The following is a 26,031-nucleotide window of genomic DNA, read 5'->3' as shown; positions in this document are numbered from 1 at the left end:
TGTAGTATCACAGCCGTGGCCGCAGCAACAGCTAAGCGGCACGTCCCGCATACTGCCCGCGCATCAGGTGCCACCGCACCCGCGCCGAGCCGGATGAGATAATCCCCTTATTCTCGCGCGTCCGCGATCGCGACGCGCGTCTTGTTGAGTATGGCCGTTCCGGCCCCGTCCCGGCTCACCGGCACGAGGCCACGGCCGAGAACCGAGTACACGATGACAGGGACAGCCATGATCGAGAATGCCCGTTCCAGCACAGCTGAGCACACTCGCCCCGTGACGGAGGAGGAGATCTTCGACCTCCACGAGGACGGCAAGCTGGCGGTAAACGCGGTAGGCTCGATCGCGGACCCTCGAGAGCTGGCAATCGCGTACACCCCCGGGGTCGCCAAGGTCAGCGAGGCGATCGCGCAGAACCCGGCACTCGCGTCCCGGTACACCTGGGCGCATCGCATGGTGGCCGTGGTCAGCGACGGAACTGCCGTGCTCGGTCTCGGCGACATCGGCGCGAGCGCGTCGCTTCCGGTGATGGAGGGCAAGTCCGCCCTGTTCAAGAACTTCGCCGACCTCAACGCCGTTCCGCTGGTGTTGGACACCACCGATGTGGACGAGATCGTGGAGACACTCGTGCGGTTGCGGCCGTCGTTCGGGGCCGTCAACCTCGAGGACATCGCCGCGCCGCGGTGTTTCGAGATCGAGGACAGGCTCAAGAACGAGCTGGACTGCCCGGTCATGCACGACGATCAGCACGGTACCGCGATCGTGGTGCTCGCCGCGCTGCGCGGCGCGAACATCACGCTGGGCAGAGAGCTCGGTGAGCAGCGGGTGGTGATCTCGGGCGCGGGCGCTGCCGGGGTGGCGTGCGCCCGGATCCTGCAGGCGGCAGGTGTCGCCGACGTGACGCTGCTGGACTCGCGGGGCATCCTCCACGAGGGCAGGGAAGGCCTGCACCCGGTCAAGGCGGAGCTGGCCGCAAGCACCAACGCGGCAGGGCTGACCGGTGGCCTCGACGAGGCCATGGTCGGCGCGGATGTGTTCATCGGTCTGTCCGGCGCGACGATCGACGAGAACCTGCTGTCGGTCATGGCGCCCGATCCCATCGTGTTCGCGTTGTCGAACCCGGAGCCGGAGGTGCATCCGCACGTCGCGGGCCGCTACGCGAGCGTGGTCGCCACGGGGCGCAGTGACTTCCCGAACCAGATCAACAACGTGCTCGCCTTCCCGGGCGTCTTCCGTGGCGCGTTGGATGCCGGTGCGCACACGATCACCGACAACATGAAGATCGCCGCCGCCGAGGCGATCGCGATGGTCGCGGCGGAGGACCTCTCCGTCGAGCGGATCATGCCGAGCGCGCTGGATCCGCGCGTGGCCCTCGAGGTCGCGACGGCCGTCGCGAAGGCCGCAGGTGAGGACGGCGTGGTGTAGCGCGTCCGGTCGTTCGAGCCGAAGGGCTCCTTCGGTACCTGTGCGGTACGCGAGGAGTCCTTCGGCTCGCCCAAAAATCCTACTTTCGTCCGGAGATATTCGGACGCGGCGGTGTGGGCCGGATCGGGGTCACCCGCTCGCCTGTTCGCGTCAGTCGATTGATCGGACTTCGACCGGGAACCGGTAAACGCACACGAGATTGCGTTTACCGGTGGTGCGTGAGCGCCTGTTCCGAGATTCTTCGAGAATTTCCTACTATCGTACCTTGTCGTGTTTCCGGACGTGCTCCGTACGACCCGAAATCTTCTCGCATGCCCGGCGCGCGTCTCGCCGGTACCGTGAGTCGCTCTGGTTGTGCGCAGGTGACAGGACTGGCGACGGTCCACGGGGCGGCGAACGATCCCCGAGATCTCCCCGTGGAATCATGTTCCGGTCCTGGTTCGTCGGTCGTGCCCCGAACTCCGCGTGACCGGCTTTTCCCGGACGAGTGTTGGCGCCCGGCCGCCTGTTCGTCCCGAAACTTTCAGCGGCACTTCAGAATGGTGTCGCGTACCCTGCTCGTTCCGCGATATCAAGGCCTGTCGTGTTCCTGATCGCCCGAATTAGTGTTCGGCGCGCGTTCGATCGAACGCGGAGAACACCGATCACGGGATCCGCCACATGGATTCCGTGTGGATCGTACTTGGGAGGCGATCAGAGTGACCCGAAAATGGAGATCGAGAAGGACAGCGGTCCTGGGCATAGGGATAGCTGCCGCCGTTGCCGTACTCAGCTCGTTGAGCGGCAACGCGGTCGCGGGTGCCGACCCTGAAGGACAGGTCCGGGGCGCCGAGAATCCGGATGCGATCGAGGGCAGCTACATCGTCGTCTTCGACGACAGCGTCCCGAACGCCGCTGCCGACGAGACGGCGCACAGCCATGCCCAGCGCAGGAATGCCGAGGTCGAACACACCTACTCCGCGGCGATACGTGGTTACGCGGCCGAGATGAGCGAGCGCGACGCCCGGCAGGCAGCCAACGACCCGGAGGTGGCCTACGTCGAACAGAACACGACCGTCCAGCTGCAGCAGGAGGAGCAGCCCAACCCGCCGTCCTGGGGTCTCGACCGCATCGACCAGCGCGACCTGCCGCTCGACGATGTATACGGGTACTCGACGACGGCGTCGAACGTGAACAGCTACATTCTCGACACCGGCATCAACTTCTCGCACAACGACTTCGAGGGCCGCGCCCAGCCCGGCTTCGACGCCATCGGCGACGGCCGCAACGGTGAGGACTGCCAGGGTCACGGCACCCACGTCGCGGGCACCGTCGGCGGTTCGGCGCACGGTGTCGCCAAGGGCACCAACCTGTACAGCGTGCGGGTGCTCGACTGCGACGGCCGCGGAACGAACGCGGGCGTGATCGACGGAGTCGACTGGGTGACCGAGAACCATCAGGGGCCCGCTGTGGCGAACATGAGCCTCGGTGGGGGAGCGAGCACGGCCCTCGACGACGCCGTGCGTAGCTCGGTGGCCTCCGGAGTGACCTACGCGGTCGCCTCGGGCAATGACAACGCGGACGCGTGCAACTACTCGCCCGCGCGTGTCGCCGAGGCGTTGACGGTCAACGCGACCACGTCGAGCGACTCGCGCTCGTCGTTCTCCAACTACGGCACCTGCACCGACATCTTCGCGCCGGGCAGCAGTATCACCTCGGCCTGGATCGGCTCGGACAGCGCGACCAACACCATCTCGGGCACATCCATGGCGTCCCCGCACGTCGCCGGTGCCGCCGCGCGCTACCTCGCCGACAACCCGTCGGCCGGCCCCGGTGAGGTCAAGGATGCGTTGGAGAGCAACGCGACGAGCGGAGTCGTGGGCAACCCGGGATCCGGATCGCCGAACAGGCTGCTCTACACCGGAAGCGGCGACGGCGGTGACCCTGACGACCCTGACGACCCGGACGACCCGGAGCCCGGTACGTGTAGCGGGACCAACGACAACCGGGTCGACATCCCGGACAGCGGACCGGTAGCCACCAGCTCCATCACGTTCACCGACTGCGGCAGGGCGGCCTCGTCGTCGTCGACCATCTCGGTGGACATCAAGCACACCTACCGTGGTGACCTGGTGATCGATCTGCTCGCACCGAACGGTGACGAGCTCCGGTTGAAGGACTCGAACGCGTGGGACAGCGCGGACAACGTGCAGGGCAGCGTCGACAGGGACCTGTCGAGCTACGACGCCGACGGCGAGTGGCAGTTGCGCGTGGACGACGTGTACTGGAGTGACAGCGGCTACATCGACAGCTGGTCACTCGACCTGTAGTCGGTAGCAGTCCAGGTGTAGGCAGTAGAAAGCCCCGGCGCCGAGGGGGAGGGGGTGCGCCGGGGCTACTGCCGGCCCTGGGGGTCGACCGGCTTCACTCTTTACGGTAACCCGGGTGTTGTCCGGCTGCAACCGTCGTCGCCTGCGACGCTGTCAGCTCAGCGCCTCGTCGATGATCGCCTTCTGCTCGACCTCGTGCACCTTGGGCGAGCCCGCGGAAGGCGCCGCCATGGGCCTGCGGCACACGACTTGAAGCGGCTCGGAGAACGCCTCCGGCACCCGGCGAGGCAGGTTCAACCCGAAGAACGGCCACGCGCCCTGGTTCTCCGGCTCCTCCTGGGCCCACACCACCGAGGTCGCGCCCGGGTAGCGCTGCAGGGCAGCCCGCAGCTTGTCCTTCGGAATCGGGTAGTACTGCTCGATGCGCACCAGCGCGATGTCGTCGATCTGCCGCTTCTCCCGCTCGGCGGCCAGCTCCCAGTACAGCTTCCCCGAGGTGAGCAGTACCTTGCGTACCTTGGCGGGATCCACCGTGTCGTCGTCGATCACCGACAGGAACCGCGAGGACCCGGTGAAGTCCTCCAGAGAGGACCGCACGTTCTTGTCCCGCAGCATGCTCTTCGGGGTGAACAGCACGACGGGGCGGTCCACCCCGTCCAGGGCGTGCCTGCGCAGCAGGTGGAAGTAGTTCGCTGGGGTGGACGGAACCGCGACGGTCATGGAGTGCTCGGCGCACAGCTGCAGGAAGCGCTCGATGCGGCCGGAGGTGTGGTCGGGGCCCTGTCCCTCGTGCCCGTGCGGCAGCAGCAGGACCACGCCGGAGTGCTGGTCCCACTTGGCCTCGCCCGAGGAGATGTACTCGTCGATGACCACCTGGCCGCCGTTGACGAAGTCGCCGAACTGGGCCTCCCACAGCACGAGGGCGTTGGAGTTGGCCACCGAGTAGCCGTACTCGAACCCGAGCGCGGCGAACTCCGACAGCGCTGAGTCGTACACCATCACCCTGCCCTGGCCCTCGGCGAGGTTCTGCAGGGGGGCGTACTCCTTGCCCGTGTTGCGGTCCATCAGCACCGAGTGGCGCTGCACGAACGTGCCGCGCCGGGAGTCCTGACCGGACAGCCGGACTAGGCGCCCGTCCAGCGCGAGCGCACCGAACGCGAGCAGCTCGCCGAACGCCCAGTCGATGTCACCCTCGCGGGACATCTTGTGGCGCCGCTCGAGCACCGGCTTGACGCGCGGGTGCGGGGTGAAGCCCTCGGGCGGGTTACCGAAGGCGTCCCCGATGCGCTCGATGACCTCCTGCGAGATCGCGGTGGGAACCTGTGCGGGAAGTTGCTGGTGGTGCTCGACAGAGGGGCTTGCCTCGATCGGGTGCTTCTCCAGCTCGCGCACCTCGTTGAACACGTGCTCGAGCTGGCTGGAGAAGTCGCGCAACGCGGTCTCGGCCTCCTCGAACGAGAGGTCACCCCGCCCGATCAGCGACTCCGTGTAGATCTTGCGGACGCTGCGCTTGGTGTCGATGATGTCGTACATCGCCGGCTGGGTCATCGAGGGGTCGTCCCCCTCGTTGTGGCCGCGCCGCCGGTAGCAGAGCATGTCGATCACGACGTCCTTGTTGAACGCCTGGCGGTAGTCCACGGCCAGCTTGGCGACCCAGTACACCGCCTCCGGGTCGTCCCCGTTGACGTGGAAGACCGGTGCGCCGATCATCTTGGCGACATCCGTCGCGTAATGGGTCGAGCGGGCATGCTCCGGCGCCGTTGTGAAACCCACCTGGTTGTTGATGATCACGTGTACGGTCCCGCCGGTGCGGTACCCGCGCAGCATCGCGAGGTTCAGCGTCTCGGCGACCACACCCTGCCCGGCGAAGGCCGCGTCCCCGTGCAGCAGGACGGGCAGCACGGTGTAGCCGGCACTGCCCTTGTCGAGGATGTCCTGCTTGGCCCGCACGATGCCCTCGAGGATCGGGTTGACCGCCTCCAGATGCGACGGGTTGGCGGTCAGCGAGACCTTGGTCTCGCCGTCCCCGAACATGCGGAAGTACTTGCCCTCGGCGCCCAGGTGGTACTTGACGTCCCCGGAGCCGTGCGCCTGCCCGGGGTCGAGGTTGCCCTCGAACTCCTGGAAGATCTGCGCGATCGGCTTGCCGACGATGTTGGCCAGCACGTTGAGCCGCCCGCGGTGCGGCATGCCGATGACGACCTCGTCGAGCTCGTGCTCGGCGGACTTGTCCAGCAGGGTGTCCAGCAGCGGGATCACCGTCTCGCCGCCTTCGAGGGAGAACCGCTTCTGGCCGACGTACTTGGTCTGCAGGAACGTCTCGAAGGCCTCGGCCGCGTTGAGCTTGCTCAGGATGTACTTCTGCTCGGGTGTCGGCGGCTTCTCGTGCTTGACCTCGATGCGGTCCTGCAGCCACAGCCGTTCCTCGGGGTCGACGATATGCGTGTACTCGATCCCGACGGTGCGGCAGTAGGAGTCGCGCAGCACACCGAGTATGTCGCGCAACCGCATGCGTTGCTTGCCCGCGAAGCCGCCGACGGCGAACTCGCGGTCGAGGTCCCACAGCGTCAGCCCGTGCGAGAGGATGTCCAGATCCTCGTGCCTGCGCTGCCGGTAGTTGAGCGGGTCGGCATCGGCCATCAGGTGCCCGCGCATCCGGTAGGCGTCGATCAGCTCGAGCACCCGTGCGTTCTTGTCGATCGCCCCTTCCGGGATGTCCTCGACCCAGCGCACCGGCTCGTACGGCAGCCGGAGCGAGGTGAAGATGTCGTCGTAGAACCGGTCCTCACCGAGCAGCAGCGCGTGGATGCGTTTGAGGAACTCGCCGGACTCGGCGCCCTGGATGACCCGGTGGTCGTACGTCGACGTCAGGGTGATGATCTTGCTGATGGCGAGGTCGACGAGGGTGTTCTCGCTGGTGCCCTCGAACTGCGCCGGGTACTGCATGGCACCGACCCCGATGATGCAGCCCTGCCCGGACTGCAGCCGGGGCACGGAGTGGTTCGTGCCGATACCCCCCGGGTTGGTCAGCGAGATCGTCGTCCCGGAGAAGTCCCCGGCGGTGAGCTTGTTGTTGCGCGCCTTCTTGATGATCTCCTCGTAGGCCTGCCAGAACTGCAGGAAGGTCATGTTCTCGACGGCCTTGACGGAAGCGACGACCAGGTTGCGCTGCCCGTCCTTGCCCTGCAGGTCGATGGCGATGCCGAGGTTGACGTGTTCGGGCGTCACGGCGTGCGGCTTGCCGTCGATGAGCTCGTAGTGCCGGTTCATGTTCGGGAACTCGCGCAGCGCGCGCACCATCGCGTAGCCGATGAGGTGCGTGAACGAGATCTTGCCACCGCGTGTGCGCTGCAGGTGATTGTTGATCACGATGCGGTTGTCGGCCATGAGCTTGGCAGGCACCGCTCGCACGCTCGTCGCCGTCGGCACCGTCAGCGAGGCGTCCATGTTCTTCGCGATGGCCGCGGCCGGACCGCGCAACAGGGTGGTGTCCCGCCCATCGGCTTGCTGCGCGTCCTGCTGGGACTTCTGCTGGGGCTGCTGCTGCTGGGGTTTCTGCTGGGGCTCCGCGGCGGTGCCGGTCTGTGCCGTGGCCGGCGCTGCCTGCCGGGTCTGGCCCGCCGTGCCGGACGGGGCGGCGGCGCGACTCCCGGAGTCCTGGCCGGACCCGTCCGCCGAGGTCTGCCTCGCCTGCTGGCCCTGTTGGCCCTGCTGCTCGGGTTGCTGGGGCGCCTGCTCCTGCTGGGGCGCCTGTTCCTGCTGGGGTCGCTGCGTGGCGGCCTGCTGAGCCTGCTGGTCCTGGCTTGCCGTTGCGGACTCACCGCCCGCGTCGCGCTTGCCGTCGCTCGCGTGCGCCGACTTGAAGTCGGCGAAGAAGTCGTGCCAGGCGGGGTCCACCGAGTTCGGATCGTCGAGATATCGCTCGTACATCTCCTCGACGAGCCATTCGTTGGGACCGAACTGCGAAGCAGGAGTACTGCTGGACACGACTAGATTTCGCCTCAATCCGTCTCGTTGTCTTGTTCACCTGTCGGGTCGTCCACACGCCCGTGGCTCGGCGCGACCCCGGTAGACCCACCGCCGGGCGCAGGCGACTCAGCCGTCGTGGGCCGCAAACCGGCCGCCCTGCTCGACTGGATCGGAATCACCCTCCTGCGGTGCGTGTACCACCTCGTACCTACCAGGCTATCGCTTTCTCCGCGCTGTGTGGCGAGCAGTCCCGTGGCCTGGTGGATGGATCACAGATGGGCGAGCGGGCACCCGCGTCACGGAGCCGCCGCGCGGGTTTGTGAGCTCGCGTTCCACAGCCGCGTGTACGCACCGTGCCTGGCCAGCAGCTCGGCGTGGCTGCCGTCCTCGACGATCTCGCCGCCGTCGAGCACCAGGATGCGATCGGCGCGCGCGGCCGTGGGCAGCCGGTGCGCGACGAGGAACGTGGTGCGGTCCCTGGCCACCCGCTCGCTCGCGCGGAGCACGGCCGCCTCGGTGTGCGGGTCGAGAGCCGCCGTGGCCTCGTCGAGCAGCAGGATGTCGGGGTCGACGAGTTCGGCGCGGGCCAGCGCGACCAGCTGCCGCTGACCGGCCGACAGCGACTGGCCCCGCTCGCCGACCTGCTGCGCGAAGCCGTTCGGCAGTGCGGCGACCATGTCGAGCGCGCCGACGGCACGGACCGCGTTCTCGACCGCCGTGTCACTGGCCTCCGGCCGCCCGTAGCGCACGTTGTCCGCGACGGTGCCGGAGAAGAGGTATCCCTCCTGGGGGACGACCCCCATGCGGCCGCGGAGCCGTTCGGGGTCCAGGTCGCGTACGTCGATACCGTCGACGGTGACCCGGCCCGAGGTGACGTCGTACATCCGCGCGATCAGCTTGACCACCGTCGACTTCCCGGCGCCGGTCGGCCCGACGAGGGCGACCGTCCGGCCGGGCTCGACCGAGAAGGACATGTCCCGTACCGCAGGGGTATCGGTCCCCGGGTAGCGGAAGCCGACGCCGGTGAAGGCGACCGCGCCACGCAGCCGGTCCGGTATCGCCGTGGGTGCGTCCGGGACGGGCACCGACGTCGGGGTGGCGAGCAGGTCGCCGATGCGCCGTAGCCCGACCTTCGCCTGCTGGTAGGCGTCGAACACCCCGGACAGCTGCTGCACAGGCGCGAAGAACAGGCCGAGGTAGAGCACGAACGCCATGAGCACGCCGGGGCTGATCCGCCCTGCGGCGACGTCGTGCCCGCCGACGAAGACCACGGCGGCCTCCACGAGGCCGGACAGCATGGTCACGAACGGGAAGTAGGTCGCGATGTAGCGCTGGGCCCGCAGGCGGGTGCGCCGGTAGGCGTCGCTGCGCGAGGCGAAGGCCGACGCGGAGTGCTGCTCCCGGGTGTAGGCCTGCGCCACACGCAGGCCGGTCACGTTCTCCTGCATGTCGGCGTTGACCGCGCTGACCTTCTCCCGTGCCTCCGTGTAGGCCACCGAGACCCTGGCGCGGAAGATGGCGGTGGCGATCACCAGCACGGGCAGCACGGCAAGCGTGAGAAGCGCGAGCCTGAGGTCGGTCACCAGCAGCGCCACCGCGATGGCCACGATGGTGAGCAGGGAGACCACCGCGTTGGCAAGGCCGGTCTGCAGGAACCGGGACAGCGCGTCCACATCGGTGGTCATCCGGGTCATGATCTTCCCGGACAGCTCCCGCTCGTAGTAGTCCAGCCCGAGCCGTTGCAGGTGCGCGTAGCTGCGCACCCGCAACAGGTAGAGCATGCTCTCGCCCGCGCGTGCGGTCAGCCGCGTCTGGACGGCGATCACCAGCCAGTTGGCCGCGACGATGCCCGCGCCGAGGGCGGCCACCGCGAGCACGACCGTCTGCGCTCCGGCGCTGACACCGTTGTCCACCCCGTAGCGGTACAGCGACGGCAGCGCGATCGTGGCGAGCGTGTCGGCTGCGACGAGGGCGATGACGGCGGCCAGCAACCACCGGACGGGGCGCAGCAGCCGCACCGGCCGGAAGTCGGGGTCGGGTGCGGTGGGGTCCGTTCCGTTCAGGTTCGGGGTGCCCCGCGCGGGCGGCAACCTGTCGACGGCGCGCAGCAGCTCCGGTGTCGGGGGCGTGTCCAGGGACGCGCCCGCGCCGTGCCCGCCGTGCGCCGCGGAGGCTCGCGTCGCGGGCTCGGCCGGTCCGGACGCGGCGGAGGCTCGCTCGCCCGGGTGATCGCCGTCGCCCGAGGCGTCGGGCCACAGGCTGTCGCCAGGGGGTCGCTCCGTGTCGCCCGGCGGGGGCGACGGCCGGGTGGAGTCGATGTCCTCGTCGGAACCGGCTGTGAGCTCGCGGAACAGCGGGCACCGGTGCTCGAGCTCGCGTTCGGTGCCGACATCGACGACCGTGCCGCCGTCGAGCACGGCGATGCGGTCGGCGAGCCGCAGCGTGGAGCGGCGGTGCGCGATCAGCACGGTGGTCCTGTCGTCGGTGACCGCATGCAGCGTCCGGTGAATGGCCGACTCCGTCGCGGTGTCCACGGCCGAGGTGGCGTCGTCGAGCACCAGCACGCGCGGGTCGGTCAGCAGGGCCCTCGCGAGGCTCAGCCGCTGCCGCTGCCCGCCGGACAGGGTCAGGCCGCGCTCACCGACCACCGTGTCGTACCCGTCGGGCAGCGCGGTGATGAACTCGTGTGCCTGCGCGGCTTTCGCCGCGGCGACGATCTCCTCCTCGCTGGATTCCGGGCGACCGTAGGCGATGTTGTCCCGGACCGATGTGGAGAACAGGAATGCTTCCTCGAACACGACGCCGATCGCGTCGCGCAGGTCGCCGAGCCGGAGGTGGCGTATGTCCCGCTCGTCGTGCGGCGGGCCGACCCGGATGGCACCTGCGTGCACGTCGTAGAAGCGGGGCAGCAGCAGCGAGATCGTGGACTTGCCTGAGCCCGCGGTGCCGACCACGGCCAGTGTCTCGCCCGGGTGGACGGTCATGGTGATGTCGTCGAGCACCGGGTCGGTGCGAGTGTAACCGAACCGCACGTCCTCGAACCGGATGCCGATTGGTCCGGTGGGCAGTCCTGTGGCGTCCGGGTGTTCGGTGACCTCCGGCTGGGCGTCGATCAGCTCGTAGACCCGCTCGGCGCCCGCGCGGGTGAGCTGGGCCTGCACGACCAGGTTGGCGATCATCCGGGAGGGGCCGATCAGCGCGGAGACGTATGCCGCGAAGGCCAGGAACGTGCCGAGGCTGATGTCGCCGCGAAGGGCGAGGATGCCGCCGAGACCGAGTACCGCGATCTGCCCCGCGGCAGGCAGCGCGGAGGTGGTCGCTGTGGGCACGGCCGACAGCCGGGCTGCCCGCATCCGCTCGGCGAACAGCGTGCGCGCCAGCCGGTCGAGCTTGCCCGTCGCGACGCGTTCCCTTCCGAAGCCCTTCACCACCCGCACGCCGGTGACGGTCTCCTCGACGTGCTGTGCGATGTCGGCGGAGCGCTGCTGGGCCGACCATGTCGCGGGGAACAGCTTTCGCCTGCTCACGCCGACGACCACCGCGACGGCGGGGGCCACGATGAGCGCGATCAGCGTCAGGGTCGGCGACATCCACAGCATCGCGGCGAGCGCGAACACGGCGTAGATCATCGAACCGAGCGCGAGCGGCAGCTGCATCATGAAGCCGGTGAGCAGCTGCAGGTCGCTGATCGCGCGCGAGGCGATCTGGCCGGTCCGCATCGCGTCCTGCTTGCCGCCGTCCAACCGCGACACCGAGCGGAATACGGCGTTGCGCAGGTCGTGCTGGACGTCCAGGGTGAGCCTGCCACCGAGGTAGCGGCGGGCGAACGCGCTGCCGAAAGTCAGTACGGACAGCCCGACCAGGGCAAGGGCCAGCGGTCCGAGGCGGTCGGTGCGCCCTTGCACGGCGTCGTCCACGCCGAACTTGACCAGCAGCGGGCCCGCCGCCTGCAGCCCGACACCGAGCATCGCGGCGCCGAAGGCCAGCACCACGACAGCCGGATGCCGCCAGCAGTCCGTTGCCAGCCTGCGCACCCACCCACCGGAGGTGGAGCCGAATGTGACATCGGGTGCCGTAGAAGGAACCGAGGTCACATTCGGCTCCCGCACGCTCGAATGGGTCACGTCCCCAGGTTAGGTGTGCGCACCGTGCCGGCACCGCGGGGGAGCCGAATGTGACCTCGGGCTCCCTAGATGGAGCCAAGGTCACCTTGGGCTCCTACCGCCTCGTGCCAGCCAGTAGGAGCCCAAGGTGACCTTCGTTCCATAGAAGGAGCCGAACGTGACATTGGGCTCCCACCCACCCGGGGCGGGGGCGGGTCAGGTGATGTCGCGGGTTTGGGTGGAGATCCAGCCGCCGCCGAAGACCAGGGCGGACCAGCCGAGGAAGACGAGCCCGGAGAGCCACCATGCCAGCGCCCCGGTCGCACCGGCCACCGCTCGTACACCGTCCTCGAGCCACGGCGGCACCGACTCCGCGGTCGTCAGGAACAGCTCCGCGGCCATCGAGCCGGTCAGCCCGTTGACGGAGCCGTTCGGCAGGAACCCGATGACATCCGGCGCATGGATGCCCAGCACGAGCTGCGCGCCGTTCTCCACGACCAGGAAGTAGAGGATGAGCAGCGTGATGACCCCGGGGACGCTGCGGACCAGCGCTCCCGCTCCCACGCCGAACAGCGTCATCAGGATCGAGGCGAGCACGCCGACCACCGCCAGGCCGAACCACCCCGCGCCGGTGGGCAGCCGGTCACTGTCCGTGGAGATCAGGATGCCGATGGCCACGGACAGGATGATCGCCAGGCCGTAGATCGCGCCCCATGCGACGTAGACGATGGTCTTGGCCAGCAGCGCCGACACGCGGTTCGGGGCGGTGAGGAACGTCGTGGTGATCGTCTTGGTGGAAAACTCCGCGCTGATGGCCAGCGCACCGAACACCAGCGGGAACAGGGTGGCGAGGTTGATGCTGCGCGCGATCGCGAAGTAGCTGACGATCCACTCGCCGGAGTCCACGCCGAGGACCGTTTCGAGCTCCCTGGCCTCGGGTCCGTCGAGCAGGTCGACGAACGCGTTGCCCAGATAGCCCGCACCGAGCGCCCAGCCGAAGGCGACCAGGACGGTCGGGATCAGCAACCCCCACCAGAGCTTCGTCGTGGTGATCTTGCGGAACTCGGCCTTGACGAGCCTGCCCATCACTGCTGCCCTCCCCACGGGGTCCGGCCCTGGTCAGGGCGCTGGTACGCGGTCGGATCCTGCTGGTACCCGGGTCCGCCGGGCGGCTGGCCAGGCGGCGTCCCCGGTGGTGGCCCCGGTGGTGGCCCCGGCGGTGGCACCTGGCCGTGTGCCTGGCTGTACTGGTGCTGGACGGGTGCTGCGTACTGCCCGCTGGTCAGCTGGAAGTACAGCTGCTCGAGGTCCACACGTTCCTCCTCGACGCCGTACAGCGCCACGCCTGCCTGCGCCGCGATGTCGCCGACCTGTTTCGACGTCGCACCCTCGACGGCGATGCGGCCGTCCTGCAGGGTGCTCACCTCGGTGATCTGTTGCTCGCCGAGCGCTGTCACCAGCGCCTGGGCGTCGCCTGCCTGTACGAGTACGCGGGAGCGCTGTGAGTTGCGCAGGTCGTCCAGCATCCCGTAGTACATGGTCTGCCCCCGGCTGATGATGACCACCTGGTCGATCGTCTGCTCCACTTCGGCGAGCAGGTGGCTGGAGACCAGTACCGTACGCCCCTGCGCGGCGAACCCGCGGAGGAACTGGCGGAGCCAGGCGATGCCTTCCGGGTCGAGCCCGTTGCCCGGCTCGTCGAGCACGAGCACCTGCGGGTCACCGAGCAGCGCGGTGGCCAGAGCCAGCCGCTGGCGCATGCCGAGCGAGAAGCCGCCGACATTGCGGTCGCCCGCCCCGGTCAGCCCGACGAGTCCCAGCACCTCGTCGGCGCGCTGGTCGCTGACGCCGATCGCGGAGGCGAACACCTTCAGGTGATCCCGTGCGGTGCGGCGGGCGTGAAAGCTCTGCGCCTCGAGTACCGCGCCCACGACCGCACCCGGGTTGCCGAGCTGGTGGTACCGGCACCCGTTGATCGTCGCCGTGCCTGCTGTGGGGTTGACGAGCCCGAGGATCATGCGCAGCGTCGTGGTCTTGCCAGCGCCGTTGGGCCCCAGGAACCCGGTTACGGAACCGGGCTCGACCGTGAAGCTGAGGTTCTGCACCGCGGGGATCGAGCCGAAAGTCTTGCTGATGTTGTTGACGACGATCCGGCCACTGCGGTCGTGCATATCGCCTCCCTGGTCTCACGCCTGCTGGGGGGCATCTTGCCGCATACCCCGTGAGGCGGTGTGAAGTCGGGGGCGGTTCGGCGGCCTGACGGCCGCTCGATGCGCGATATGCGTAGATCGTGACCGCCAAATGACGCTCGCGGCGCCTGTTTCGGTAAAGAACCGGAAAATCTACCCCCCGGGTGAGGCAGACGCATGCGTGAACGCCTAAGCTTGAGGGTGGCGGCCCGCTCCCGGTGACCCCCAGGCTGGTTGAGCGGGCCGCCCCTTTCGTGCGGGGGTGCGTCGTCGGGTGTCACCGCACCGCGAGCCCCTCGGCGGGGACCGGTGCCGGCGCGATGTGGAAGAGCTCGACGAACAGGTTCAGCAGCTCGAGGTCGCCGCGTACGTCTGCCTCCCCGCCTGCGAGCAGCTCGCTCGGGGTGACCTCGCCTGCCAGTAGTTGCTTGAGCCGGAACGTCTCGATCACGAGATCGGCATCGGGGAGCGCCCCCTCCGCGACCTTGAGTACGCCGTCGTCGACCATCGCGTGCACGACCATGTCGCCGAATCGGAGCTCGTAGTTCACCCGGACCTCGCTCGCGGCCTCTGGCTGGAACGTCGCGTACAGCGCCAGGATCGCCGAGTCGAGCGTGAATGCGTCGTCGTGGCCGGGCTCCCCGATCGACCGTGCCCCCCAACGGCCGAGCTGCAACAGCACCGGTTCCAGCTCGCCGCCGTACTCGGTGAGCTCGTATATCACTGATGCCTCGAGGTGTGGTTGTACCCTGCGACGAATCACCCCGGCCTGTTCGAGCTCGTTGAGCCGCGCGGACAGCATGCTCGACGGGACGCGTGGCAGAGTCTCCCGAAGGTCGCTGAACCGCTTGGGACCGAGAACGAGATCGCGGACGACGAGCATGGCCCACCGCTCGCCCACCAGCTCGAGAGCGCGTGCCAGGCCGCAGAACTGTCCGTAGGTTCGACCAGTCATACTTGTGTCCTCACTGTCGTTCGAATGCGCGAGGGCATTGTTGGATCCATCTGGGTTTCTTGCTGAAAACTCCGGTTCCGGCCCGTCGGACAAGGACTTCGTGGCCGCAGAGCGATCCGGCGCTGCGTTGCTGCGTAGGTTTTTTCAAGTATTCTGCGATGTCCTCGAGGCTCGCTCGATACACGCATGAACGGGACCCGGCCGGTCACGTGGCCCTTGCCGGGAAGCCGTTCCGCCGGCGCCGCCGCGGCGTGCTGCGCGGCCTTCCGGTGTACCTCAGCGAGTTGCGTCGCCTGCGGACAGCAGTTCGTGATGCAGCCGTTGCAGCTCTTCGCACGGCTCGACCCCCAGTTCCTCGTTGAGTACGGTACGCAGCTTCCGGTACGTGGCCAGCGCGTCCGAGCGCCTCCCACTCAGGCTGAGCACGCGCATCAGCTGGCCGTGCATGGCCTCTTCGCACGGCTCGACCCCCACGAGCGCGCGCAGCTCACCGATCAGCTCGCGGTGCGAGCCGGCCTGAAGCTCGGCCTGGATGCGCAGATGCTGAGCCGCACGCCGCTGTTCCTGTAGATCCACAGCGTACGACGACAGCACCGGACCGCAGTTCACATTGGCCATAGGTGGCCCCGTCCAGAGCGACAGGGCGGCGCGGAGGGAGCGGGCGGCGGCGGAGTAGTGATCGCGTTCGAGTAGGTCGCGACCTTCCTGAAACAGCTGCCGGAACGTGAACACGTCGATCCGCGCGGGATCTACCGTGAACACGTAGCCCGCGTGCTTGGTGACGAGCAGTTCCTCTCCCTCGGGGCGAGCTGGTTCTGTTCGATGCACTTGCGGATCTGGTAAACGTACGTGTGCATCGTCGTTCGGACACTGCGCGGTGGCTCGTCCGCCCATAGCTCCTCGACGATCGAGTCGATCTGCACGAGCTTGCTGGGACGCAGCAACAGCATCGCGAGCAGCTGGAGAACCTTAGGTGCCGACGGGGCGTAGTCCGTCCCGTCCTTGAGTACTTCCAGTGGTCCGAGGAGAGTGAATGTCGTCGAACCCACGGCGCCGTGACCGGCAGAGCCGCGCTCGATATCAGGTCCGCGCCACACCGCAGGATCGGAATGCATGGGAAACCCCTCTCATCCTTGGCTGTCACGGCGAGCTCATTTCCTGGATACCACCTCGAGATGTCGACCACCCTTTCCTGGTACGAATAGCCGTAGACGGTCCGCGAACCCGGACTTCGGACATCTGATGTGTGCGTTTTTCGTAGAATGCCGAAGGCGGGCGCCCGATGGCAGTGAGCTCGCAATGAGCCCGGGATGAATCGGTTTGGCGCGGGCATGACAAGAACACGCCCACCGTATGAGGAATTCACTGTTCGTTCTCACGTCGTGCGGAACACAATCTTCGATGTACCCGCAACCGCATATGACAACGGAGGAGTTGCCATGCAGGACCGAAGCGTTCCGCATATCGCAGCAGATGCTGGGACGCGGCTCGCTGAGCTACGAACCGACACCGAACACGCTGCACGGCTGGGCGCAGGCGGACGCCGACGTGAAGGACATCCTGGAGCGTGACGGCCTGGCCGAGGTAGCTCCGTGGACGAACGACCTGGTCGGCGCGTACACGGTGCACCCGCTGGCGTCCTGCCGCATCGGCGACGACCCCCGGACCTCGGCCCTGGACGATCGTCACGAGCTCCGCGACCATGCCGGCATCTTCGTCACCGACAGTTCCGCGGTGCCGGGTGCGCTTACGGTGAACCCGGCGATGACCATCGCGGCACTCGCCGAGCGTGCCATGCCGGGCATCGTCGACGCCGCCCGGGAGCGGGGGATCGACGTTTCCTACGGCGTGCCCGTCCCCCGTGCGGACGGCGGGCAGGCGGACCCGTGCCGGTGACCGTAGGCTCGGCAGAGCGCTAGCGGCCGGGCCGTACCCACGGGACGGGTAGCCGGCCGGAACGTCCCGCAGGTGGCGGTTGCCCAGCGGTATCCGGGAGGTGTCGATGACCCGCAAGCTCGTCCGGGTAGCACTGCGGAGATCGCAGGCGCAGGTACACCACGTCACTCCGGTGGCTCCCGGTGCGGCGCGTGGCCGTGTGGCCGAGGTGTACCGGCAGGTCGAGCGCGACTTCGGCATGCTGGCTCCTCCGGTTATCCTGCATTCGCCCGCTCCCGACGTCCTCGCGTCCGGCTGGCTGATGCTGCGCGAGACACTGCTCGTGGACGGCCGCGCCGGGCGAGCGGCCAAGGAGACGGTGGCTGCCGCCGTGTCGGAAGGAAACCGGTGCCCGTACTGCGTGGATGTGCACAGCGCGACACGGGACAGCCTGCCGTCCCCGAAGGGCGGCGATGCCCTGGCGGGATGGGCGGGGAAGTGTGCGGAGCAGCGACGATGCCCGCGTGACCGCCCGCCGTTCCCGCGCGACCAGCTTGCCGAGCTCGCCGGGGTGGTGGTGACGTTCCAGTACCTGAACCGCATGGTGACCCTGTTCCTCGGCGACTCCCCGATACCGGTGGAGGTGCCGGAGGCGGCACGCTGGCACGCGCGACGCCTCCTCGGCCGGTTCATTCGCCCCGGGAGGAGGAAGCGGATCCGGCCAGGAGCGTCGCTGCACCTGCTGCCCGCCGCCCTGGTGCCCGATGAGCTGTCCTGGAGCACGCGGGAGCACGGCGTCGCTACGGCCCTGGCGAGGGCATGCGCGGCCATCAGTAGGGCCGGCGAGCGTTCCGTGCCGGCCGGTGTACGCGCGGTCGTCGATGCGGAGCTGGCCGCGTGGCGCGGGGAGCCTCGCGGGCCGAGTCGTGCGTGGGTGACGTCGGCGGCGTCGTCGCTGGCCGCGGACGAACGGCCTGCCGCGCACCTCGCCCTGCTGACTGCGATGGCACCGTACCAGGTGGACGGCGCCGTGATCGAGGATTTCCGGGACCGGAACGGCGGTGACCGTGAACTGGTCGAGGTGACCGCGTGGGCCAGCATGGCCGCCGCACGCCGGGTGGGAGCGTGGCTGGGGCCCAGCACGGTGAGAGAAGACGACGGTTCGCCTGCCGGCCATGCTTGAGGCTGGCGAACCTGCCGTGTACTCGGGCGCGGTTGCGTCACCGCGCGACTCGATGGGCCCGGTGTGCGCCTACCTTCGCTCGAGTCCGCATTCCCGACGAGAGGAACGATTCGTGATGGAGCTAGAGGATGTCATCTCCGACCTGACCGCCGAGGGGCAGGAGGTCGACACGATGGTCGCCGACATCGACGCGGCGACGTGGACGCTGGACACCCCGGCTCCGGGGTGGACGATCTCCCATCAGATCGGACACCTGGCTTTCGTCTTCCGCATAGCCGGCCTGGCCGCCGCGGATCCTGAGGGTTTCGACAGACTGACATCCCAGCTCGGCGGTGACTTCGACGCGGCGGTCAACTCGGCTCTCGCCGAGTATGTCAACCAGCCACCGGAGCAGCTGCTCGATCACTGGCGCGCCGAACGCGACAGGGCTGTCGCGGCACTGGCCGCCGTGCCGCAGGAGCGACTGGTTCCGTGGTTGGTCGACCCGTTGCCAGCAGCGGTACTGGCGTGTGCGGGAATGATGGAGCTGTTCGGCCACGGCCAGGATATCGCGGATACACTCGGTGTGCGGCGGGAGCGCACCGACAGGATCGGGCACATCGTCGGATTCGCCGTGCGCACCTGGGAGTTCGGATATCAGGCACGGGGACTAACCCCTCCGGATGTCGATTTCCGTTACGAGCTCACCGCGCGCGCTGGGAGATGTACGGGCCGTGGCCCTCGCGCTCGAGGGGTTCGCCGGTGCTCTGGCACTTTCCGGTGAGTGCGAGGCCGCTGCCACACTGCTGGGTACCGCCACGGCGTTGCGGGAGTCGGCAGGGGCTTCGCTTCCGCAGGCGGAGCGCGACGATATCGATCGCGTCTCGGCCACTGCACGCGACGCCCTCGGCGAGGAACGCTTCGAGTTCGCTTACCACCACGGCACAGCTCTCGACCTCGACACGGCACGCGCCATGGGGTTGCGGTAGGCGCCGTGTGTCGCGTGCGCCTCGGGGCAGGCTGTCCCCGTGCGCGCTCCGGCTCGCTTCTCCGCGAGCGCCGTGCACATCCCGAACCGTGAACCTCGCAAGTCAGGAGACGTGGCACGAGGCCACCCGGCGCGAGCATGCGGTATCAGCACAGAAGTCCACGCCGCAGCGCGACGTGGGACACAGCTGCCCGCCACGCTACGAGGAGTATACGGTGACTATCCGCAACGCACCATCACACGAAGAACTGGTCCAGCGCGCCGCCGATCTCGTCCCGTTGCTGCGGAATAATGCAGTGTGGACAGAGGAGAACAGGTGTCTCCCGGACGAGTCGATCGAGGCCATGGCGGAAGCGGGACTGTTCAGGATGCGCGTTCCCGCGCGGTATGGCGGGTACGAGTGCAGTGCTCGTACGCTGGTCGATGTCGGGACGGAACTCGGCCGGGGTGACGGTTCGGCCGCGTGGACGGCATCCGTGTGGTGGATCCCTACGTGGATGGTCGGGCTGTTCCCGGACGAGGTTCAGGACGAGGTGTTCTCGACACCGAACGTCCGCGTGTGCGGAACGGTGAGCCCCAGCGCTTCGGCCGCCTACACCGATGGCGGGATCGTCGTGAACGGGAAGTGGGGATTCATCAGCGGCGCCAGGCACAGTCACTGGCAGGAGATCATCGCCATGGCCCCCCACATCCGACGGTGGACAGCAGCCGGTCATGGCGCTGGTACCGATGTCGGATCTGACGATCGTGGACGACTGGTACGCCGCCGGCCTCTGCGGGTCCGGGAGCGTGAGTACCGTTGCCGAGGACGTGTTCGTCCCGCAGGAGCGCGTGCTTCCGCTCATGGATGTCCTGCAGGAGCGGTACGCGTCCGTGCGCAACGCCGACTCACCGATGTACCGTTCGCCCTTGCTGGGCATGGCCGCCGTACCACTTCACCAACAACGTGACCGGGGCCCTCGACTGGCTGGTGCCACTCGGTGTCCTGATGGCAGGCACCATGCTCAACGTCAGGTTGACCGGACGCTGGCCGCTCATCCTCGGCTGGGTCGGCGGCTTCGGCGCGCAAGCCGTCGTCCGATGGGACGTGCTGGATCACTCGCTCGTGGCAGCGCTGATGCCGATGACCGGCGTGGCGTTCATACTCTTCACCAACTACATGATCACCGACCCCGGAACGACACCGGGTCGGCCGCGGAACCAGGTTGTCTTCGGCGTGACGACGGCGGCGGTGTACGGAATCCTCGTCGCCTGGCACGTGGTGTTCGGCCTGTTCTTCGCGCTGGTGATCACCTGCATGCTGCGCGGTCTAGTGCTGGTGACCGCTCCGTGGTGCGGGCAGGCGCTTGCCGAGGGCCGGCGCCGGGTAGCCGGGCGGGTCGGCAGCACCCGGCCGTCGTCGACGGCAGGCGTCGACGGGGCGAGATGAGGGGAGACATGCGATGACCACGACACCTCAACCGGAGCGCACGCGGGACGTGCGTGCCGCGAGTCCCTGGCGGGTCGTGCTGTGCAGTGCCCTGGCAGGCGTCGTTCTGGCCGTGCTGTGGTCGCCGTACCTGGTCGACCACGTGATCGCCGGAGGGATCGCCAACCCCGTGTTCGGCGGCGATATCCGGGAGATCACCATCACCGGGTCCGGAATGGCCATCGCATTCGCGTTCATAACCGGGATGGCCGGCATGTTCACCGCCTGCAACGTCGCCGTGTTCAGCGCGCTCGCCCCGATGACGGCACAACGTGCCACCGCACGCGACAGCGTAGCCGTCCTGCTGCGGCCGGTGGCGTCGCTGCTGTCCGGTGCGGTGCTCGTCGCAGGGCTGTACGGGGCGGTAGCGGTGTACTTCAGCAGCGGCATGCCGCAGCTGTCCGACGCCAGGATCGGCGACCCAGAGGCCGGGATACCGGTCCGGTTGGTGCAGGCAGGCATCGTCTTCGGCGTGATCGGTGTCGTCATGTTGTGGCGCGGGCTCGCCTACGCCGGGATCGCACCGAACCCGCTCGCCGGAGTGTTCGCGCGACACTCCTGGGCCGAGATGTTCTTTCTCGGCGGCCTGATCGGAGCGTTCCTCATCGGCAGGCCGTTCCCGCCGTTTCGCAACCTGTTCGACTACGCCGCCTCGAGCAACGATCCCCTGCTCGGGTTCGTCACCTTCGCGCTGCAGTCGGTCGGCAACGTCATCGGCGTGACCGTGATCTTCGTGGTGGTCGTGCTCGTGACGCGCGGACGTTTCCAGCGGTGGCTCGTCACCAGGCCCGGCCGTCCGGAACGGTTCGCGGCCGCGGCGTTCGTCGTGGTGGGCACGTTCTTCGTCTTCTACTGGGCGGTCAAGCTCGGCTACCGCGCGGGCGTGATGTGGTGGCCGACCTTGCCGTACCAGTGATAGCGGCGCGGACGGCAACGGCGTTCCGCACAGGCGGCATGTGACCTCCGTACGGTCCGATACCCGGGTCTGTGCGGCGCACGCCGCTGTGTGCGGCCGCACAGACAGGCAGGTCGCACGGATGCCGACGGCGTCAAAAATTCTGGCGGGGTCCGTTAAGGGTGAATGGCCTGGCGTGTGTGCCCCAGCACAATCCGAGAAGGCATGGTATCCGCGTGTCCGTTGATCGAGTTTCGGAGTATCATGTGAATGCGTATCCGGAGTCTCGGGTGTATGTGTTGAGCAGGATTCCAAGGAAATCGATGGTCGGCGCGGACGGTGGAAATCGGCTCATGGCAGCGTCCATGTGGTGTGGAGCGCGAGTCGAAATTCCGCTGTCTAATCCGTCGAGCCAATTGTTCGGCATGTTCCTGCTCCGTCCTCATGGGGCGCTGAACTCGAATGCGACGCCTTTCCAAGCCGGATCGTGTGCAGCGCGGCGATAATATGAGCTGCGAGCGGATCGCGATCGTTGGTACCGGACTTCGCTATCCCTGTGCCCGTTCGAGCGCCGAGCCGTTGGAGAACGTGCTGGCCGCCGCGCCTTCCGGCGACTGCCCGAGGAGCGGATGAACCGTGCGGACTACTGGTGGCCGGACCCTGACGCGGTCGACCGCTTCTGTACGAGAAGACAGCGGTGCCGCGCGACTTCGAGTTCGATAGGGTGGATTACCGCGTCGCCGGTAGTACGTACCGGTCCACGAACCCGACGCACTGGCTGGCGCTCGACGTGGCGAGTCAGGAGCTGGCCGCATGTCCGGCGTATGGTCGCCGGTGATGTCGACCTGTCGATAGATCTCATCCGGGTGATCCGGTTCGACAGGACGGGAGTGTCGGCTAGCGGGGAGGTGAAGGTACGCGTGATCGGGTGCAGCCTGGTGCCGTGCCCTCCCGCGAGGATAATCCCTTTCATGGTGGTCCCTTCCGGCGATCCTGGTCGGGTGCGCCGCCGTCGATGAGCAACCCGGTCCATGCATAGGACCCCGGGATCGAGGGCCGGTCGAGGTCCGGTCCAGGGAACCGTTCCCGGCACGGGGTTGCCGTGGCGCGCCGCGCGCTAGTCGACGAGCACGCCGGGGTTGAGGATCCCGTGCGGGTCCAGGGTGTGCTTGGCGGCGCGCAGCACCGAGGCGAACAGCTCGGGCCGCTGCCGGTCGTACCACGGCCGGTGGTCACGACCGACCGCGTGATGGTGCGTGATGCTGGCGCGGTGGGAGTGCAGGATCTCGCCTGCCGCGGCCTTGATCTCGTCCCACTGCGCGACCTCCGAGCCACGGCGGCCCGGGACGATCACGGTGAAGTAGGGCGCGGGACCGTCGGGGTAGACGTGTGTGAGCCTGCAGTTGATCGTCGGGGTGGCACCGGTGATCCCGGTGACGGCCGCGCCGAGTTCCTGCTGGATGGCCTCGTACAGCCCGAGGGCGCGGTCCCAGGTGCACGAGGTCTCGAAGGTCTCCACGATCGCGCTCATCCTGGCGAGCCCGTCGCGCTGGTAGGGCATGCGCAGGAACGCGGAGCGCCAGGAGCGCACCGCGTCGTCCTCCGAGCCGCCGGAGGAACGTTGGCGGCCGCCGTGCTCGCCTGCCAGCTCGACCGCATGGGCGAGCTGCTCGTCGACAGGGAAGTGGGCGGACTCGAAACCGAGCACGAGCACGCTCTCGCCCCCGCCTGCGGCCCCGGACAGCAGCGCCTCGCCCGGGTCGAGCAGGCGGCAGTTGCTCGGGTGCAGCCCCGACTGGGCGATCGCGCGGACGGCCTCGAGCGCGTCGCCGAACGCGGCGAACGAGACCGGGGTCGATGCCGTGTACCGGGGCCTGTCCTGCACGCGCATCCAGGCTTCGGTGATGACTCCCAGCGTCCCCTCGGAGCCGAGGAACATCCGGTCCGGGGACGGTCCGGCTCCCGAGGAGGGCAGCCGCAGCGACTCGGCCGTACCCGCAGGCGTGAGCACGCGCAGGGACTCGACGAAGTCGTCGATGTGCGTGTGCAGGGTCGCGTAGTGCCCGGCGGCGCGCGTGGCCAGCCAGCCGCCGAGCGTGGAGAACTCGAAGCTCTGCGGGAAGTGCCGGAGCGTGTAGCCGTGCGGCCGCAGCTGGTCCTCCAGCGCGGGGCCGAACGCCCCCGCCTGGATGCGGGCCGCGCGGTTGACCGGGTCCACCTCGAGCACCTCGCCGAGAGCGGAGAGGTCGAGGCTCAACGTGCCGCGGTGGTCGCCGCCCCGGTACTCCACCCCGCCGACGACGGAGCTGCCCCCGCCGTAGGGGATCACGGCGATCGAGTTGGACATCGCCCAGTCGAGCAGCTCGACGATGTGGAGCTCGCCGCGCGGGTAGGCGACCAGGTCCGGTGGGGTGGACAGCTGCCCGTAGAGCGCGCGCACGACGTCGCGGTAAGCCTGCCCGAAGGTGTGCGCGGCACGGTCGGCCGGGTCGGCCGAGCAGAGGTGTTCCAACGAGGTCGGCGCCCGCAGCCGGGGTGCGGGCAGGTGCAGATCGCTGACGTCGGGGACCGGGAGCGGGGCCTCGGCAAGGCCGGGAAGCAGGTGCGCGAGCTCGACGCACTCGGCGTCGGACAGCGCGTCGTGCCGCCGTCCCCAGCCCCACCAGGATCGTGCGGGATCGTTCACGGGGAGCTACCGTATCGCGTGACCGCGCCCCGTACAGCCCGCGAACGTTGCCGGGACGACCGCTCGGGAAACCCGGCCGCCCCGGCCGGCCGTGCGCGGTGGATCTACTGCGGTGCGACGCCGTTGGCGTGGCGCAGCTGTCCCTTGCCGTCGAACTGGAGCTCCAGCGACTTCCAGCCGCCTTCGGCGTCGAAGTAGAGCCAGATCTTGCCCTTGTGGTCGATCTTGTGCTGGATGCCGTCGCCGTCGGGTGCAGTGACGCCGAACCAGAACGAGCCGGTCCCGCTGCTCGCCCCGAGGCAGTAGTTGTCCGGGCCGAGACGTACCGGCTCGCGGTAGACCGTCTCGTCGAAGTCGGTGAGCCCGTGGTCGACGCGGTAGAAGTCGAACTCGGCCTCGAAGTTGTCCTGCTCGGGATCGGACGTCCGGGTCACGACGTCCCCGGGCTCGAGCTCGACAGGGTCGGCCTGCCCGCGCAGGTTGTTGTGCTGGCTATCGCAGGCGTCCGGGCCCTGTGACATGCCCTGGCCGTCGCCGCTGGCTACCGCCGGGCCCGCCATGACGCCGAGTGCGAGTATCGTGGCCCCGCCCGCCAGTACTATCCGTCGCATCGTTGGATCCCTCCTCGGGAGATGGGGTCGAGTATGACTCTCCGACGGGGAGCCACCAGCCCGCAGAGGACGCGGCTGCAATGGCCGACACTACGGAAATGTCCGATATTGGTCAATTGGCGTAGAATTGCGCGCAGGATTTTCGGGGGAGCTGGACGCCGCTGCCGCGACGATCCGCTGGCACCCCTGTCAGCTCCCGCGCGGTTCGTCGCGGACGCCCATCTGTATCCGGCTCCTGGACTCCGGCTCGGCCAGCCCTCGTTTGATGGATCAGCACTGCAGGCGGGAGGTAAGGGTAGCTGCCGGTTGGGTCGCCCTCACCGCACAATGCGGCTACACACGCATGGCGTGTTGGGTTCAATCATTCGTTAGTGCCGGTGGTCCGCGTATCTGGAGAAATGCTCCGTTGGTCTGTAGGCGTTGACGAGGCGTTGCAACGGGAGCAGGAATCGATTCAGCATGATCAAACCGTATGCGAGCGGTGAAGTGCGACCTCCGACCCCGGGAACCGCTCGCGTGCAGGTCATGGCGGCAATTCGGAGGTCTGACGCCTCGGCTCGGCCCGGTCACGCACCTCCTGTTGGCCACCGCTCGCGAGCTGCTGTATTCTCGCAGGTCACACGGCCCGTTTTAGGCGAGCCGTGACTCCGGCCAACTCGGCCGGACTCCATTGCGGCTGCACGAACTCAACGTCCGAACCCCGCGACCACGAGTCGTAGTGACTCCGGCCAACTCGGCCGGACTCCATTGCGGCGTAATGGATATCGGTGTCACGCACGATAGGACTCCTGTGACTCCGGCCAACTCGGCCGGACTCCATTGCGGCGGGGACCGTGGACAGGACTGATGTGCCGGAGCGGGTGACTCCGGCCAACTCGGCCGGACTCCATTGCGGCATGTTCGCGGAGCGGGCGAACTCGGTACGGAATTTGAAGCCGGTGACTCCGGCCAACTCGGCCGGACTCCATTGCGGCACGTCTGCGGGCTGTTGTAGCCGGTCGGCGAGACTGTGACTCCGGCCAATTCGGCCGGACTCCATTGCGGCGAGGACGTTTCTCGGGTCGAATCCGTGCGCGCGCACCACGGTGACTCCGGCCAACTCGGCCGGACTCCATTGCGGCTTGTCGCTCGAGTCGAGCCACCGAGCCCGGGAGAAGCCGTGACTCCGGCCAGCACGGCCAGACTCCATTGCGGCACGGTGCTTCGGAATGCCGGCGAGCAGCCGGCCACCATGTGACTCCGGCCAGCACGGCCGGACTCCATTGCGGCCCCGGCCCGGCGTGATCGGGCTGCCTGCCAGCACACCCGAGTTTTGCCAGATTAGTGCGTAGGCTGGCTGGCCGTGTTGATGGCGTCGAGCGCGTGTTGGAGGTCGTCGGGTAGCGGGTCGGCGGCTGTG

General features: G+C 68.2%; 18 protein-coding genes, 3 pseudogenes and 1 CRISPR repeat array. Of the genes and pseudogenes, 10 read left to right on the top strand and 11 right to left on the bottom strand.

Annotated features, from left to right (window positions below; genetic code table 11):
* Nucleotides 1–107: 107 nt before the first annotated feature.
* Nucleotides 108–230 (bottom strand): hypothetical protein, encoded by a 123-nt coding sequence (locus tag CHB84_RS23755; RefSeq protein ID WP_281251721.1) that lies wholly within the window; start codon nt 228–230, stop codon nt 108–110.
* Nucleotides 231–273: 43 nt separating this feature from the next.
* Here CHB84_RS23755 and CHB84_RS01665 point away from each other — a divergent pair, with 43 nt between their 5' ends.
* Nucleotides 274–1,422, top strand: coding sequence for an NAD(P)-dependent malic enzyme (locus CHB84_RS01665; protein ID WP_245818492.1), 1,149 nt, complete (start codon nt 274–276; stop codon nt 1,420–1,422).
* A 692-nt stretch (nt 1,423–2,114) separates the two neighbouring features.
* Nucleotides 2,115–3,731 carry a S8 family peptidase gene (locus CHB84_RS01660; RefSeq protein ID WP_089299861.1) on the top strand — a complete coding sequence of 539 codons (1,617 nt, stop codon included), beginning with the start codon at nt 2,115–2,117 and terminating at the stop codon, nt 3,729–3,731.
* A 153-nt stretch (nt 3,732–3,884) separates the two neighbouring features.
* Here the strand turns inward: CHB84_RS01660 and CHB84_RS01655 are convergent, their stop codons facing one another.
* From CHB84_RS01655 to CHB84_RS23880, 7 genes are all read right to left on the bottom strand, one after another.
* Nucleotides 3,885–7,718 carry a multifunctional oxoglutarate decarboxylase/oxoglutarate dehydrogenase thiamine pyrophosphate-binding subunit/dihydrolipoyllysine-residue succinyltransferase subunit gene (locus CHB84_RS01655; protein WP_089299680.1) on the bottom strand — a complete coding sequence of 1,278 codons (3,834 nt, stop codon included), beginning with the start codon at nt 7,716–7,718 and terminating at the stop codon, nt 3,885–3,887.
* A gap of 278 nt (nt 7,719–7,996) precedes the next feature.
* Complete coding sequence (locus CHB84_RS01650) at nt 7,997–11,794, bottom strand: ABC transporter ATP-binding protein (RefSeq protein ID WP_089299679.1); 3,798 nt, start codon at nt 11,792–11,794, stop codon at nt 7,997–7,999.
* A 225-nt stretch (nt 11,795–12,019) separates the two neighbouring features.
* Nucleotides 12,020–12,889, bottom strand: coding sequence for a hypothetical protein (locus CHB84_RS01645; RefSeq protein ID WP_176439745.1), 870 nt, complete (start codon nt 12,887–12,889; stop codon nt 12,020–12,022).
* Nucleotides 12,889–13,974, bottom strand: coding sequence for an ABC transporter ATP-binding protein (locus CHB84_RS01640; RefSeq protein ID WP_089299677.1), 1,086 nt, complete (start codon nt 13,972–13,974; stop codon nt 12,889–12,891). The genes CHB84_RS01645 and CHB84_RS01640 overlap by 1 nt, the downstream gene beginning before the upstream one ends.
* Before the next feature lie 295 nt (nt 13,975–14,269).
* Nucleotides 14,270–14,947 carry a winged helix-turn-helix transcriptional regulator gene (locus CHB84_RS01635; RefSeq protein ID WP_089299676.1) on the bottom strand — a complete coding sequence of 226 codons (678 nt, stop codon included), beginning with the start codon at nt 14,945–14,947 and terminating at the stop codon, nt 14,270–14,272.
* Nucleotides 14,948–15,223: 276 nt separating this feature from the next.
* Complete coding sequence (locus CHB84_RS01630) at nt 15,224–15,775, bottom strand: AfsR/SARP family transcriptional regulator (RefSeq protein WP_342743902.1); 552 nt, start codon at nt 15,773–15,775, stop codon at nt 15,224–15,226.
* Nucleotides 15,697–15,897, bottom strand: coding sequence for an AfsR/SARP family transcriptional regulator (locus tag CHB84_RS23880; RefSeq protein ID WP_342743912.1), 201 nt, complete (start codon nt 15,895–15,897; stop codon nt 15,697–15,699). Before CHB84_RS23880 ends, CHB84_RS01630 begins: the two co-directional genes overlap by 79 nt.
* Before the next feature lie 502 nt (nt 15,898–16,399).
* Here CHB84_RS23880 and CHB84_RS01625 point away from each other — a divergent pair.
* From CHB84_RS01625 to CHB84_RS23360, 8 genes and pseudogenes are all read left to right on the top strand, one after another.
* Nucleotides 16,400–16,843, top strand: a pseudogene (locus CHB84_RS01625) (GMC oxidoreductase); the annotation flags it as partial.
* A 106-nt stretch (nt 16,844–16,949) separates the two neighbouring features.
* Nucleotides 16,950–18,005, top strand: coding sequence for a carboxymuconolactone decarboxylase family protein (locus CHB84_RS01620; protein ID WP_089299675.1), 1,056 nt, complete (start codon nt 16,950–16,952; stop codon nt 18,003–18,005).
* Between the two features lie 115 nt (nt 18,006–18,120).
* Nucleotides 18,121–18,768, top strand: a complete 648-nt coding sequence (locus CHB84_RS01615) for a maleylpyruvate isomerase family mycothiol-dependent enzyme (RefSeq protein ID WP_089299674.1) — start codon at nt 18,121–18,123, stop codon at nt 18,766–18,768.
* Entirely contained in the window at nt 18,719–18,973 is a 255-nt protein-coding gene (locus tag CHB84_RS01610) for a hypothetical protein (RefSeq protein WP_089299673.1), read from the top strand. Before CHB84_RS01615 ends, CHB84_RS01610 begins: the two co-directional genes overlap by 50 nt.
* 343 nt (nt 18,974–19,316) lie before the next feature.
* On the top strand, nt 19,317–19,922 hold the full coding sequence (locus CHB84_RS23875) for an acyl-CoA dehydrogenase family protein (RefSeq protein ID WP_342743911.1): 606 nt from the start codon (nt 19,317–19,319) through the stop codon (nt 19,920–19,922).
* Nucleotides 19,919–20,401, top strand: coding sequence for a hypothetical protein (locus CHB84_RS23365; RefSeq protein WP_245818489.1), 483 nt, complete (start codon nt 19,919–19,921; stop codon nt 20,399–20,401). The genes CHB84_RS23875 and CHB84_RS23365 overlap by 4 nt, the downstream gene beginning before the upstream one ends.
* Nucleotides 20,402–20,414: 13 nt before the next feature.
* Nucleotides 20,415–21,356: a hypothetical protein gene (locus CHB84_RS01600; RefSeq protein ID WP_089299672.1), complete on the top strand. Its 942-nt coding sequence runs from the start codon at nt 20,415–20,417 to the stop codon at nt 21,354–21,356.
* Nucleotides 21,357–21,842: 486 nt separating this feature from the next.
* Nucleotides 21,843–22,146, top strand: a pseudogene (locus CHB84_RS23360) (beta-ketoacyl synthase N-terminal-like domain-containing protein); the annotation flags it as partial.
* A gap of 96 nt (nt 22,147–22,242) precedes the next feature.
* On the opposite strand, the pseudogene CHB84_RS23955 reads toward CHB84_RS23360, so the two are convergent.
* The 3 genes and pseudogenes from CHB84_RS23955 to CHB84_RS01585 all read right to left on the bottom strand — a co-directional run.
* Nucleotides 22,243–22,308 (bottom strand): annotated as a pseudogene (locus tag CHB84_RS23955) (sugar phosphate nucleotidyltransferase); the annotation flags it as partial.
* Between the two features lie 144 nt (nt 22,309–22,452).
* Nucleotides 22,453–24,021 (bottom strand): FAD-binding oxidoreductase, encoded by a 1,569-nt coding sequence (locus tag CHB84_RS01590; RefSeq protein ID WP_089299671.1) that lies wholly within the window; start codon nt 24,019–24,021, stop codon nt 22,453–22,455.
* A gap of 104 nt (nt 24,022–24,125) precedes the next feature.
* Entirely contained in the window at nt 24,126–24,632 is a 507-nt protein-coding gene (locus CHB84_RS01585; protein ID WP_141134545.1) for a hypothetical protein, read from the bottom strand.
* A gap of 641 nt (nt 24,633–25,273) precedes the next feature.
* Nucleotides 25,274–25,901: a CRISPR direct-repeat array (repeat unit 36 nt; unit sequence GTGACTCCGGCCAACTCGGCCGGACTCCATTGCGGC).
* Nucleotides 25,902–26,031 lie beyond the last annotated feature (130 nt).

The organism is Haloechinothrix alba (assembly GCF_900188115.1).
In the GTDB taxonomy this organism is placed as follows: Bacteria; Actinomycetota; Actinomycetes; order Mycobacteriales; family Pseudonocardiaceae; genus Haloechinothrix; species Haloechinothrix alba.
This window is presented reverse-complemented; position numbering and strand designations above follow the sequence as displayed.

Coding starts and splice junctions, on each gene's coding strand:
- CHB84_RS23755 (WP_281251721.1), bottom strand. CDS start 230: ATGGCTGTCCCTGTCATCGTGTACTCGGTTCTCGGCCGTGGCCTCGTG.
- CHB84_RS01645 (WP_176439745.1), bottom strand. CDS start 12,889: ATGGGCAGGCTCGTCAAGGCCGAGTTCCGCAAGATCACCACGACGAAG.
- CHB84_RS01640 (WP_089299677.1), bottom strand. CDS start 13,974: ATGCACGACCGCAGTGGCCGGATCGTCGTCAACAACATCAGCAAGACT.
- CHB84_RS01635 (WP_089299676.1), bottom strand. CDS start 14,947: ATGACTGGTCGAACCTACGGACAGTTCTGCGGCCTGGCACGCGCTCTC.
- CHB84_RS23880 (WP_342743912.1), bottom strand. CDS start 15,897: ATGCTGTTGCTGCGTCCCAGCAAGCTCGTGCAGATCGACTCGATCGTC.
- CHB84_RS01620 (WP_089299675.1), top strand. CDS start 16,950: ATGACCCGCAAGCTCGTCCGGGTAGCACTGCGGAGATCGCAGGCGCAG.
- CHB84_RS01615 (WP_089299674.1), top strand. CDS start 18,121: ATGGAGCTAGAGGATGTCATCTCCGACCTGACCGCCGAGGGGCAGGAG.
- CHB84_RS23875 (WP_342743911.1), top strand. CDS start 19,317: ATGGCGGAAGCGGGACTGTTCAGGATGCGCGTTCCCGCGCGGTATGGC.
- CHB84_RS01600 (WP_089299672.1), top strand. CDS start 20,415: ATGACCACGACACCTCAACCGGAGCGCACGCGGGACGTGCGTGCCGCG.
- CHB84_RS01585 (WP_141134545.1), bottom strand. CDS start 24,632: ATGCGACGGATAGTACTGGCGGGCGGGGCCACGATACTCGCACTCGGC.